13 protein-coding genes are annotated in these 12,476 nt (G+C 64.2%); 10 read left to right on the forward strand and 3 right to left on the reverse strand.

Annotated elements, in window-relative coordinates; translation table 11 throughout:
- Position 1 precedes the first annotated feature (1 nt).
- Both LDL32_RS04150 and LDL32_RS04155 read left to right on the forward strand, forming a co-directional pair.
- Complete coding sequence (locus LDL32_RS04150; RefSeq protein ID WP_233064706.1) at positions 2–520, forward strand: DUF2147 domain-containing protein; 519 nt, start codon at positions 2–4, stop codon at positions 518–520.
- Positions 521–566: 46 nt separating this feature from the next.
- Entirely contained in the window at positions 567–1,796 is a 1,230-nt protein-coding gene (locus LDL32_RS04155; RefSeq protein WP_233064707.1) for a lactonase family protein, read from the forward strand.
- 32 nt (positions 1,797–1,828) lie between these two features.
- On the opposite strand, the gene ubiG is transcribed toward LDL32_RS04155, so the two are convergent.
- Positions 1,829–2,578, reverse strand: a complete 750-nt coding sequence (gene ubiG, locus LDL32_RS04160; RefSeq protein WP_233064708.1) for a bifunctional 2-polyprenyl-6-hydroxyphenol methylase/3-demethylubiquinol 3-O-methyltransferase UbiG — start codon at positions 2,576–2,578, stop codon at positions 1,829–1,831.
- Between the two features lie 157 nt (positions 2,579–2,735).
- On the opposite strand from ubiG, the gene LDL32_RS04165 reads away from it, so the two are divergent.
- The 6 genes from LDL32_RS04165 (at position 2,736) to prfA (ending at position 9,923) form a co-directional block, all read left to right on the forward strand.
- Complete coding sequence (locus LDL32_RS04165) at positions 2,736–3,989, forward strand: aspartate kinase (RefSeq protein ID WP_233064709.1); 1,254 nt, start codon at positions 2,736–2,738, stop codon at positions 3,987–3,989.
- Positions 3,990–4,000: 11 nt separating this feature from the next.
- On the forward strand, positions 4,001–5,074 hold the full coding sequence (locus LDL32_RS04170) for a nitronate monooxygenase family protein (protein WP_233068689.1): 1,074 nt from the start codon (positions 4,001–4,003) through the stop codon (positions 5,072–5,074).
- Complete coding sequence (locus tag LDL32_RS04175; protein WP_233064710.1) at positions 5,071–6,222, forward strand: helix-turn-helix domain-containing protein; 1,152 nt, start codon at positions 5,071–5,073, stop codon at positions 6,220–6,222. Before LDL32_RS04170 ends, LDL32_RS04175 begins: the two co-directional genes overlap by 4 nt.
- Positions 6,223–6,353: 131 nt before the next feature.
- Positions 6,354–7,514 (forward strand): flavodoxin-dependent (E)-4-hydroxy-3-methylbut-2-enyl-diphosphate synthase, encoded by a 1,161-nt coding sequence (ispG, locus tag LDL32_RS04180; protein ID WP_233064711.1) that lies wholly within the window; start codon positions 6,354–6,356, stop codon positions 7,512–7,514.
- An 87-nt stretch (positions 7,515–7,601) separates the two neighbouring features.
- The gene (gene hisS, locus LDL32_RS04185) at positions 7,602–8,858 is read left to right on the forward strand and encodes a histidine--tRNA ligase (RefSeq protein ID WP_233064712.1); all 1,257 of its coding nucleotides are present in this window, start codon (positions 7,602–7,604) and stop codon (positions 8,856–8,858) included.
- 3 nt (positions 8,859–8,861) lie between these two features.
- On the forward strand, positions 8,862–9,923 hold the full coding sequence (gene prfA, locus LDL32_RS04190) for a peptide chain release factor 1 (protein WP_233064713.1): 1,062 nt from the start codon (positions 8,862–8,864) through the stop codon (positions 9,921–9,923).
- Between the two features lie 15 nt (positions 9,924–9,938).
- On the opposite strand, the gene LDL32_RS04195 is transcribed toward prfA, so the two are convergent.
- On the reverse strand, positions 9,939–10,403 hold the full coding sequence (locus tag LDL32_RS04195) for a hypothetical protein (RefSeq protein WP_233064714.1): 465 nt from the start codon (positions 10,401–10,403) through the stop codon (positions 9,939–9,941).
- 30 nt (positions 10,404–10,433) lie between these two features.
- Between LDL32_RS04195 and prmC the strand changes: the two genes are divergently transcribed.
- Both prmC and LDL32_RS04205 read left to right on the forward strand, forming a co-directional pair.
- Positions 10,434–11,297, forward strand: a complete 864-nt coding sequence (prmC, locus tag LDL32_RS04200) for a peptide chain release factor N(5)-glutamine methyltransferase (RefSeq protein WP_233068690.1) — start codon at positions 10,434–10,436, stop codon at positions 11,295–11,297.
- A gap of 271 nt (positions 11,298–11,568) precedes the next feature.
- Positions 11,569–12,120: a DUF4167 domain-containing protein gene (locus tag LDL32_RS04205; protein ID WP_370636633.1), complete on the forward strand. Its 552-nt coding sequence runs from the start codon at positions 11,569–11,571 to the stop codon at positions 12,118–12,120.
- Positions 12,121–12,183: 63 nt separating this feature from the next.
- Here LDL32_RS04205 and LDL32_RS04210 read toward each other — a convergent pair whose 3' ends face one another.
- The gene (locus LDL32_RS04210; protein WP_233064715.1) at positions 12,184–12,441 is read right to left on the reverse strand and encodes a hypothetical protein; all 258 of its coding nucleotides are present in this window, start codon (positions 12,439–12,441) and stop codon (positions 12,184–12,186) included.
- Between the last annotated feature and the right edge of the window lie 35 nt (positions 12,442–12,476).

Genomic DNA, 12,476 nt, shown 5'->3' on the forward strand with positions numbered 1-12,476 from the left:
AATGCATGACAGCAAAAGGGACAACCACCCGCGCCACGCCGGCCACCATCTGGCGCGACACCTGGCGCGCCGCGTGGGTGCCACGCTGTGCGCCGTGGGCATGGTACTCGCCCCCATGGCCATGCCCATCACCCACGCACGGGCGGCGGAACCGGACATCATGGGCCGGTGGATGACCAAGGACCATGACGGGGTGTTCGAGATATTCCATTGCGGGCAGGAAGTCTGCGGCCATCTGGTGGGTCTGCGCTACGAGACCGACATGCCGCGCGACAAGCGCGGGGAAGTGGAATGCAACCTGCCCATGCTAAACGGCTTCACCCCTGATACGGACACACCGGGCCACTGGAACGGACGTGTGACCGACCCGGATACGGGACATGTCTACCATGCCAAGCTGTGGGTTTCACAGTCTGGTGACCTGAAGCTGCGCGGCTTCGTGGCCGTGCCTTTATTTGGTGAAACGGAAACCTGGAGCCGCTATACCGGAACCATTGGCCCGGCATGCAAACTGCCCTGATGGCCCAAGAACACACTTCCAGACCAATGGGGACGACACTTATTCCATGAGCAGCAACATCTCCCGCCGCGCCTTCGCCACCACCCTGGCAGCAATGGGCGTGCCCGCCGTGTCGCGCCGCGCCGTGGCACAGGTCGCAGCCAAGCCACGCATCATCTGCTATATCGGCGGCTATACCCAGCACGGGCCGCCGGGCGGTGCTGGCAACGGGCAGGGGATTTCCGTGTTTGAAATGAACCCGGATACAAGCAGCCTCTCGCCGCTCATGACCTATGTGGACATTGCCAGCCCCTCCTTCATGGCCATGTCGGCGGATTTCAGACATCTGTATGCCCTGAGTGAAATCAGTGACTTCAACGCCAACGGGGAAGGCTGCGTCACCGCGTTTTCCGTCAACCGCTCCAGTGGCGAACTGACCAAGCTCAATGTGGTGCGCTCGGGCGGTGCCGTGCCCGCGCACCTGAGCGTGCATGCATCGGGCAGATACGTGCTGGTAGCCAACTACATGGGGGGTACGGTCGGCGTGCTGCCCATCCACCCCGATGGCGGACTGGGTGACCCGACGGACGTGGTGCACAATACCGGGCCACGGATGCCCGACCGGGCAGCAGACAACCCGCCTGGCAATTTTGCGATAAGCGACCATTCCAGTTCGCATGTGCACATGGTGGCGTCCGACCCGTCGGGCCGGTTCGTGCTGGCGTGCGATGCCGGGCTGGACAGGGTATATGTATGGACGCTTGACCTGCATACCGGCCGCCTCGTGCCCGCAAAGACTCCGTTCATCTCCATGACGCCGGGCTCCGCGCCGCGCCACTTCTCGTTCAATGAGAAGGGCACGATGATCTACATCCTGGGCGAGCAGGATTCGAAGGTGGTCGCTGCCAGCTTCAATCCCCAGACGGGTGAGATCGTACCGCAGCAGACCGTCAGTACCGTAACCCCCCATTTCCGTGGCAGCACGCTGGCGGCGGGCATCCTGCTCTCGCCCAATGGCAAATACCTGTATGTGTCGAACCGGCTGGGCGATTCGCTGGCCAGCTTCCATGTGAATGACGACGGCACGCTGAACCTGGTGGAAGAAATCTGGATGCATGCCGATTACGGGCGCGCGATGATGTTCGACCCCAGCGGCAACTTCCTGTTCTGCGCCAACCAGCGCAGCGATTCCGTCACATCCTTCAAGGTCAATGCCCAGACCGGGGTGCTGGACTTCACATGGAACTTCACCCCCGTGGGCAGCCCGACCACATTCGCGTTCATGAGCACGGTCTGAACCACGATGCCCATGGCCGGGCGGTGCGCGGCCTAGTCGCGCACCAGGGCCGCTATGTAGTTGACCGCAAGGTCACGGCTTTCACGCCAGCCGCCAAGGCCGGGAACCATACCGGCAATGTCAGTGACGCGCAGCCCGGCCTGCGCCGCATGTCGGCCCAGTTCGGCAGGCGTAATGAACTTGCGCCAGTCATGCGTGCCCACGGGCAGCAGGCGCAGCACGTATTCCGCCCCGATCTTGGCCATGGCCATGGAGCGCCATGTGCGGTTCATGGTCGATACCACCATGACCCCGCCCGGGCACAGCAGGGTCGCCAGCATGCGCAGGAAGGCGGCGGGATCGGTCACATGCTCGATCACTTCCAGCGCGGAAATCGCATCGAAGCGCTCGCCTTCGGCCATCAGGGTCTCGGCGCTGGCGCAGCGGTAGGTGAGGGGACCGGCAGATGCGGGCAGCGGATGCTGCCGCAGGTGCAGACGCCCCGCCGTAATCGCGGCCTGGGACGCGTCGAGCCCCGTTACGTCGTAGCCCGCGCGGGCGAAGGCCTCACTTGCCAGGCCCGCGCCGCAACCGATGTCCAGCAACGTGCGCCGCGCGCCATCCGCAGCCAGGGGGGCGGGCAGGTGGCGCATGCTCCAGCCGGTACGCAGGTCATTCATGGCATGAAGCGGGCGCATGGGGCCGGCGGGATCCCACCAGTTGGCGGCGAGATCGCTGAAATGGGCGATCTCTTCCGGGGCGACCGAATCTGCCGACAGAACGGGCGAATCGTGATGCTGCATGGGTGCACCGCCTTTCATTTGGCTTTCTCCCGCTGGACGCGGAAGCTGGGGAGATGTATGTGACGCGGCTTGCATAACCGCAATGCCCCGCATTGGCCAAGCACTGCCATGGCCGGGATCCGTTGCAGCCCGTAGCCTTTATGGAGCCATTATTCCAATGTCCCCTACCGTACCGCGGATCGTGATGAAATTCGGTGGCACCTCCGTTGCCGATCTGGACCGGATTCGCGCCGTGGCGGAAAAAGTCAGGAAACAGGTCGAGGCCGGGTGCGAGGTGGCCGTTGTCGTCTCCGCCATGTCCGGCGTGACCAACCGCCTTGTCGGCTACTGCCGCGATCTCTCGCCCACGCACGATGAACGCGAATACGACACGGTCGTTGCAACGGGCGAGCAGGTAACAAGTGGCCTGCTGGCCATAGCACTGCAGAAACTGGGTGTGAACGCACGCTCGTGGCTGGGCTGGCAGATCCCGCTGCGTACGGACGATGCACATGGCAAGGCCCGGATCGTCTCCATTGACGGCACCAGCCTGATCGGCAGCATGCGGGCGGGGGAAGTGCCGGTCGTGGCAGGCTTCCAGGGCATCGGTCCGGACGGGCGCATCACCACGCTGGGACGCGGCGGTTCCGATACATCGGCCGTGGCGCTGGCGGCGGCGCTGAAGGCCGACCGCTGTGACATCTACACGGATGTGGACGGCATATATACAACCGACCCCCGTATTGTTACCAAGGCCCGCAAGCTTGACAGGATCACCTACGAGGAGATGCTGGAACTGGCATCCGTCGGGGCCAAGGTGCTCCAGACGCGCAGCGTGGAACTGGCCATGAAAGAGCGCGTGCGGGTGCAGGTACTCTCCAGTTTCAATGATGGCCCGGCGCCATCCGAGGGGCACCTGCCCGGTTCAATAGTTGTGGATGAGGACGAGATCGTGGAACAGGAACAGGTCGCCGGCATTGCCTACTCCCGGGACGAAGCCAAGATTTCCGTCCGCCAGCTGCCTGATCGCCCCGGCATCGCGGCAGGCGTGTTCGGCCCGCTGGCCGACGCCAACGTGAACGTGGACATGATCGTCCAGAGCACGGGCGATGACGGAATGACCAACATGACCTTCACGGTCGGCAAGACCGACCTGGAGCGCGCCATTGCCGTGCTGGAGGCGCATCGTGCCACCACCCGCTATGCCGAAGTGCAGACCGATGACAGCGTGGTCAAGATCAGCGTGGTGGGTGTCGGCATGCGCTCGCATGCCGGTGTAGCCAGCACCATGTTCCGCACGCTGGCCGAGCGCAACATCAACGTGCAGGTCATTTCCACCAGCGAAATCAAGGTTTCCGTGCTGATTGCGTCGGAATATACCGAACTTGCGGTCCGTGCCCTGCATACCGCCTACGGACTGGACGCGGCGTGAGCGCCACCGGCATGACGAACGCCACGGCCACCGCCCTGGCTGACCCGGCCCGCAGGGCGGAAGCCCGCAGCCGGCTCGACCATCTGTGCGGGCGCGGCACCCGGTTCCTGGGCAGCCGATATGCGCTGCTGGGCGGGGCGATGTCGTGGGTCAGCGAACGCAACCTTGTCTCCGCCATTTCCAACGCGGGTGGCTTTGGCGTACTGGCCTGCGGTGCGATGGAGCCTGAGCGTCTGGCCGAGGAAATCGCGGCAACCCAGGCCCTGACCAGCCGCCCCTTTGGCGTCAACCTGATCACCATGCACCCCCGGCTGGATGACCTGGTACGCGTGTGCCTTGACGCGGGTGTGTCCCATATCGTGCTGGCGGGCGGCATTCCGTCCGGCCCCGTGATCCGTGCGATCAAGGACGGCGGGGCCCGGGCCATCGGCTTCGCCCCGGCGCTGGTCCTGGCCAAAAGGCTGATCCGCTCGGGCATTGATGCGCTGGTGATCGAGGGATCGGAAGCAGGCGGCCATGTCGGCCCCGTATCGCTGACCGTACTGGCGCAGGAAATCCTGCCGCATGTACACGATGTGCCGGTATTCGTGGCGGGCGGGCTGGGCCGTGGGGATGCGATCCTGTCATACCTGGAGCTTGGCGCCGCGGGCGCGCAGCTTGGCACGCGTTTCGCCGCGTCAAGCGAAAGCATCGCACATGAGCGGTTCAAGAAGGCCTTCATCCGCGCCAACGCGCGCGATGCCGTGACATCCGTACAGCTTGATGAACGTTTCCCGGTCATTCCCGTGCGTGGGCTGAACAATGCGGGCACGCGGGACTTCCTGCAGCATCAGGCGGAAACACTGCGCCGTTTCCAGGCCGGTGAACTGACAAAGGAAGCCGCCCAGCTTGACATCGAGCATTTCTGGGCTGGTTCGCTGCGTCGCGCCGTGGTTGATGGGGATGTGGAGCACGGCTCTGTCATGGCCGGGCAGTCCGTCGGCATGATCACGGGCGAGCAGCCGGTCAGCGAGATTATCAACGAATTGGTCGATCAGGCCGTTGATGCCCTGATCCGACAGGAGGAGAGGGCCCGCTACGGATGACCGATGGCAAGCGCGTTTTTCGCCCTAAATCCGCACCCGGTACCACGGCTCCCGCGCCAGGCACCACGCCCATCGCATCGGTGGGGGACATATTGCGGGCGCGACGCGAGGAACTGGGCTGGAACCTGCCCGATGTCGCGGCATGGCTGCGCATCCGCCTGCCATATCTGGAAGCACTGGAATCAGGCCATGCCGCCGAACTGCCGGGCAGCGCCTATGCAATCGGCTTCCTGCGCACCTACGCCAAGGCTCTGGGGCTGGAAAGCGAACCGCTGGCCGAACGATTCAAGACGGAAACCCGGGGCGCGTTCACCCGCCGGACAGAACTGAGCTTTCCCATGCCACTGCCGGAGCGCGGGCTGCCCACGGGCGTACTGCTGCTGTGCGGTATCGTGATCCTGGTCGGTGCCTATATCGGCTGGTACAGGCTGAGCAGCTCCGGCGGCGCACCGGACATTCCCACCAGGCTGACGCTGCCGGGCCTGTCGTCCAGCACCACCACCGCATCGCCCCAGGTCGCCTCCATGCTGCCACCTGCGGAAGAACGGCCCGCGCCGCAGCCGCTCCCCCCGCAGGAGCGTGAGGCGCTGACCGGCGTCCCGGCCACCACCCCGGCGCCCCAGCCATCCAGCCCGCCCATGCCCGCAGCCCCATCCCAGCCACTGGAAAAGATGGGGGAAGACCGCAACTTACTGACCCAGCCGTCAGCGGCGGCACAGTCCCCGGCAGCTGCGGCCGCCACGACGGATGCGGTCACCCTGAATGCAACTGCGGCGACATGGGTCCAGGTCCGCAAGACCGGTGGTCCCGTGCTGTATGACCACGTACTCCAGCCCGGCGAGACATGGCAGGCCCCTGCTGACCAGACCGGACTTGTACTGACGGTTGGCAATGCGGGCGGCCTGACATTGAGCACCGGCAGCGTGACCACACAGCCGCTGGGCCGCAATGGGGAAGTCAGGCGCAATATCCCGCTGAATCCGGCGGCAGTGGCTGACGGGTCCGTCATGCATGCCCCGGCACCGGTACAGAACATCCATCCGGCCATGCCATCCACCACGGCCGAGACAGCGCCAGCGGACATGACCACGACAGGGAACGGCAATAATCTCTCGCCGCCCCTCCCGCAGCACATCAATCCGGAGTAGGATGGTCTTCCACGGCATGGCCCTGATGGTTCCCATGCCGCAAACCGGCATGTAACAGATTTTCGGGTCGTTACCGTGTCCCGCCACGGCGGGCCGGAGCACAGACCGCCGCCTTATCTGGAGGGCACAAAATGAGCAGCTATCGTCCTTATCAGCATATCGAGCGCCGCAAGTCGCGGCAGATCCATGTCGGCAGCGTGCCGGTCGGTGGTGACGCCCCGGTTTCGGTCCAGACCATGACCAACACGCTGACCACCGACGCCGAGGCCACGATCGCCCAGATCCGCCGCGCCGAACTGGCGGGCGTGGACATCGTGCGCGTCTCGTGCCCCGATGAGGAAAGCACGAAGGCGCTGGCTGAAATCGTGCGCGAGGTGAATGTTCCCATCGTGGCTGACATCCACTTCCACTACAAGCGCGCCATCGAGGCAGCAAAGGCGGGGGCGGCGTGCCTGCGCATCAACCCCGGCAACATCGGCAGCGCCGAGCGCGTGCGGGAAGTCGTGAACGCAGCCAAAGACCACAACTGCTCGATCCGCATCGGCGTGAATGCCGGTTCACTGGAAAAGCATCTGCTGGAAAAATACGGTGAGCCCAACCCCGACGCGCTGGTAGAGAGCGCGCTGGAACATGCGAAAATTCTGGAAGACCACGACTTCCATGAATTCAAGATCAGCGTAAAGGCATCGGACGTGTTCATGGCCGTTGCCGCCTACCAGCAGCTGGCCGATGTATGCGACCACCCGCTGCATATCGGGATTACCGAGGCGGGCAGCAAGCGCGCGGGCACGGTCAAGTCCTCCATCGGGCTGGGCAACCTGCTGTGGGCTGGCGTGGGTGATACCATGCGGGTCTCGCTCTCCGCCGAGCCGGAAGAGGAAGTGCTGGTCGGCTGGGATATCCTCAAGTCGCTCGGCCTGCGCCACCGTGGCGTGAAGATCATTTCCTGCCCGTCCTGCGCGCGGCAGGGCTTCAACGTGATCGAGACCGTGCAGACGCTGGAAGACCGGCTGGCGCACATCAAGACGCCCATGACGCTGTCGATCATCGGCTGCGTGGTCAATGGCCCCGGTGAGGCACTGATGACCGATATCGGCGTGACCGGCGGCGGTTCGGGCCGTCACATGGTCTATTCCGCAGGCAAGCAGGACCACACCATGCCCGCGGGCGACATGATCGAGCACATTGTCGAACTGGTGGAAAAGAAGGTGGAGCAGCTCCAGGCGGCTGACGCCAACAACACGCCCGCCGAGGAAATGGCCCGTGAGGCCAGCATGTCCACCGCGGACTGAGGGTACACGCCGCGCGCCACACCCGGTACGCGGCCACCGGCCCGCCTTCCCCCGGGTGGGCCGGATTCAATGCAGGAATATCGCTTAGTGAGCAGTTTGCAGCCCGTTCGTGGCACCCACGACCTGATCGGCGAAGAGCGCAGGCGTTTCAACCATGTGGTGGAGACCGCACGCCGTATTGTCAGCCTGTACGGGTTTGATGAATGGTCGACCCCCATATTCGAGGATACGCGGGTTTTCTCACGCTCGCTGGGCGATACGTCCGATGTCGTCTCGAAGGAGATGTACACCTTCGAGGACCGTGGCGGTGAATCCCTGACCCTGCGCCCCGAGGGTACGGCCGCCATCTGCCGTGCGCTGGTCACCAACGGCCTGACGCAGTCCCTGCCGCAGAAGGCATTCTACGCCGGCCCCATGTTCCGCTACGAACGCCCGCAGAAGGGGCGTTACCGCCAGTTCCACCAGATCGGGGCGGAACTGCTAGGGGCTGCCGAACCGCTGGCCGATGCCGAGATCATCGCCATGGGCCGCGACGTGCTGAATGCTCTGGGCATTGGCGCGGAAGTGGTGCTGGAACTCAACACGCTGGGTGACACCGCCAGCCGCGATGCGTGGCGCACGGCGCTGGTCACCTATTTCACTGACCGCCGTGATGAACTGTCAGCCGACAGCCAGACCCGGCTGGAACGCAACCCGCTGCGCATACTCGACAGCAAGGCCGCGCAGGATCGCGCCCTTGTGGCCGATGCACCCACGATCGACCAGTTCCTGACCCCCGACGCACAGGAATTCTGGGATGGCCTGCGCCGCACGCTTGACGTGATGGGCGTGCCGTTCCGGCACAATCCGCGCATCGTGCGCGGGCTGGACTATTACGGTCATACCGCATTCGAATTCGTAACCGAACGCCTGGGCGCGCAGGGGACCGTGCTTGCCGGCGGGCGGTATGACGGGCTGGTGGCCGAGATGGGTGGTCCGGCGACGCCCGCCATTGGCTGGGCAGGCGGGATCGAGCGCCTGTCCATGCTGCTGGCCGACAGCCCCGGGGACCCACGCCCCGTGGCCGTCATCCCCATGGGGGCGGATGCACAGGCGGCGGCGCTGACAGTCCTGCAGGCCGTCCGCGCCGCGGGTATCCGGGCCGAGACCTCCTATCGCGGCAACATGAAGCGCCGGATGGAACGCGCCAACCGCATGAACGCCACCCATGCCATCGTGATCGGCAGTGACGAAATCGCGCGTGGCGTGGTGCAGGTCAAGGATCTGGACAGCGGGCAGCAGGCCGAGGTGGCGATGGATGGGGTGGCTGGCTTCCTGCGCGCCGGTTCCGCCACGAAAGCCTGAACCGTGGCACAGTTTGACGACCGTCTGGACCGTATCGTTGCCCGCTGCGACGAATTGCAGGCCCTGCTGGCCGAAGGGCTGTCGGGGGCCGATTTTAGCCAGGCCTCACGCGAATATGCCGAACTTGAACCCATCGTGGCCCGCGTCAATGCCCTGCGTGCGGCGGAAGAGGCGGAGCGCGATGCCAGCCAGATGCTGGCCGACCCGGAAATGCGGGAACTGGCACAGGCCGAACTTGACGCGCTGCGCACGCAGATACCGGACCTCCGTCATGATATCCGCCTGGCCATGCTGCCGCGTGATGAGGCGGACGAGCGCAGCGCCATCCTTGAAATCCGCCCCGCCGCAGGCGGTGACGAGGCGGGACTGTTCGCATCCGAACTGTTTGGCACCTATCAGCGCTATGCCGACCTGCGTGGCTGGCGCTTCGAGGTGCTAGAATATGACCAGTCGGAACTGGGCGGCCTGCGGGAAGGGATCGCCAGCATAACCGGGCGCGGCGTGTTTGCACGGCTGAAATACGAATCCGGCGTGCACCGGGTGCAGCGCGTGCCTGCGACCGAAAGCCAGGGCCGCATCCATACCTCCACCGTGACCGTGGCCGTCCTGCCCGAGGCGGAAGAAGTGGATGTGGAAGTCAATGAATGCGACCTGCGCATTGATGTCTATCGCGCATCCGGGGCAGGGGGGCAGCACGTCAACAAGACCGAAAGTGCCGTGCGCATCACCCATCTGCCCACCAATATCGTGGTGGCGATGCAGGAAGAGAAGAGCCAGCACAAGAACCGCGCCAAGGCGATGAAGATCCTGCGCGCACGCCTGTATGAGCGCAACCGGGCCGCAGCCCATGAATCCCGTGCTGCCGACCGGCGCGCACAGGTCGGCACCGGTGACCGTTCCGAGCGCATCCGCACGTACAACTTCCCGCAGGGGCGCGTAACCGACCACCGCATCGGCCTGACACTCTACAAGATCGACCGTGTCATGGCCGGTGAACTTGACGAGTTTGTCGATGCCCTGACACAGGAAGAACAGGCCGCCCTGCTTGCGGCGGATGAAGGCTGAAGCAGGCAGGGCCCGTTATGACGTGGGGGCCGCGCACAGCGAACTGCGGCCGGGATGGCGCTCGACCACATTGGGATCATCGGGGTCGGCCAGATAGAATTCGGTAAAATTGCGCGCGCCCAGCGCAACAAGATGGTGGCCGTCCGGCTCGTGCAGCACACCTTCGCCACTGACCTGATGGATCTCGATCTTACCGGCGGGGCGCCGGATGGTGATCTCGCCACACAGGGCATAGCTGTGGTTCACACGGCTGACAGGCGTCTCGATATGGGCAGTCTGGGTGGTATGGTCATGATCAAGGTGGAAGGTCGTGACAAGCTGCTCGTCCACATACAGACGCGAGACCTCGGAAACTTCGCCCTCGCCATAGCCATCCTCCACCTCGAACGACCCGGCAAGGGCAGGGGTGGCAAGAATGGTGCACAGTACTGCGGCAAGCAGGGCGCGGTCAGGGCGGAATGAACGAAGCGGAATTTGCATGATGCCTAAATATGACGGAAAGCAGCCATGATGAAAGAGACCATGGCCCCCACACCCGCAAATTTGCGCATGCTCCTGTCAAACGCCACGACCCGGCTCCGTAACGCCGGCATCGAAGCCCCCCAGCGTGAGGCCCGGCTGCTGGCCGCCCATGCCGCTGGCACCGATCTTGCAGGCCTGCTGCGCATCGATGTGCTGGACGACACGGCCCATGCCATGTTCACCCGGGTTCTGGCCCGCCGCCTTAACCATGAGCCGATGGCCTACATTACGGGGCAGGCCGGCTTCTGGTCGCTTGACCTTGCGGTGTCCCCCGCCACGCTGATCCCGCGCGCGGATAGCGAAACACTGATCGAGGCCGTGCTGCACCACCTGCCGGACCGCACGCGGCCGCTGCGCGTGCTGGATATCGGTACGGGTACGGGCTGCCTTGTGCTTGCGGTGCTGGCGGAATATCCGCACGCTACCGGCATTGGCACCGACATCAACCCGCAGGCGGCCCGGCTGGCCGCATGCAATGCCATGCGCAACGGACTTGGATCACGCTGCATGACCCTGTGCTGCAACTGGGCCGACGCCACGGGCGGCCCGTTTGACCTTGTGCTGAGCAATCCACCCTATATCGCGCATGCCGAACTGTCCGGCCTCATGCCCGATGTGGTGGAACATGAACCCATCCGCGCGCTGGATGGGGGTGCTGACGGGCTGGTAGCCTATCGTGCCTTGGCAGCAGACCTGCCCACGCTGCTTGCGCCAGGTGGTATCGCGGTGCTGGAACTGGGAATAGGTCAGGACCACAGCGTGCCCGCACTCATGCAGCGCAGCGGACTGGAAGTAATGGAAGTCCGCCCCGACCTGGGGGGAACAGGACGGGCGCTGGTGATAAAAAAATAATTTGGCAGAAGGTAATACGCACGGTATATTCCAAAGGCGCAGGGAACACGAACAGCACGCTTTCATGCTATTCCATTCCCACGCGAGCGATCCCGATTGCAAAACAGAACAGCTGGCGACATGAACCCTCGGGGTTCCGCCATGCGCAGGGATCCGGTCCGGTATCAACCGGACAATCACTATGGCAACAGACGGGACGGGCAAGACCGCCCCACGGTCCAGGGCAGCGCCAGCGACCGGCAACAGGAAAGTGCTGCGACAGCTTATGAACATGAAACGCATGCGAGGCCGTCACAATCGTTCGGGCGGCAGCAATGGCGGAAGCGTACGCCATAACAATGGCCAGATCCCGTTGAACCGCAACCATGTCTTTGACAGTAATGGGCCTGACCTGCGCGTGCGTGGTACGGCGCAGCAACTGTTTGAAAAATACCTTCAGCTCGGTCGTGATGCCAGCAGCACGGGCGACCGCGTGATGGCGGAAGCCTATTTCCAGCACGCCGAGCATTATTTCCGCATTCTCAATGCCATGACGCAGGCGGCACAGCAGAGCCAGCAGGAACGCATGAACAGCCGTCAGCCGCGTCCCATGCCGGACAACCGGCAGCCGACGGATACGGTTATGGATGAAGCGGGGGAACAGCCTGCCATCGCCGCGCCTGCCCAGCCGGAAGAAACCGCGCCCCAGCCCCCGATTGCAGCCGCTACGCCAGAAGCAGCCCCCGCAGCCCCGGCCCCGCGCGCACCGCGTGTTCCGCGCGCGCCACGCCGTGCCAAGCCGCCGGTGGAAAAAAAGGAAGAACTGGAATCCAGTTCCTCCTGATACGGATATCCCCATCCGCCAGCCGGGTGGGGATCCCGTCAGGCCATGCGGGCAGCCGTATGGTCAGTTACATGAATTGACCAGCCGCCAGACCTTGCGCTTGCGGCCATCTGCCGATTCAGGTGCGTCTTCAACCGTTACCAGCCCCTGATTACGCAGCGCCTGCAGCGCCAGCCGGGCATGATAGGTGCCAAGTTCGGGGAACAGGTCCCCGATTTCCCTGACCGAACGCGCCTTGCCGTCGGACAGGATCTTCAGCACGATCTGTCGCTTGCTGTCATGATTTGTCATGCGCCAGGATCGATGCTGAAAAAAAGTCATTCCTTTCCATACCAGATTTGTCACCAATGGCCTAG

The sequence above is a fragment of the Komagataeibacter sp. FNDCF1 genome, assembly GCF_021295335.1.
Classification (GTDB): Bacteria; Pseudomonadota; Alphaproteobacteria; order Acetobacterales; family Acetobacteraceae; genus Komagataeibacter.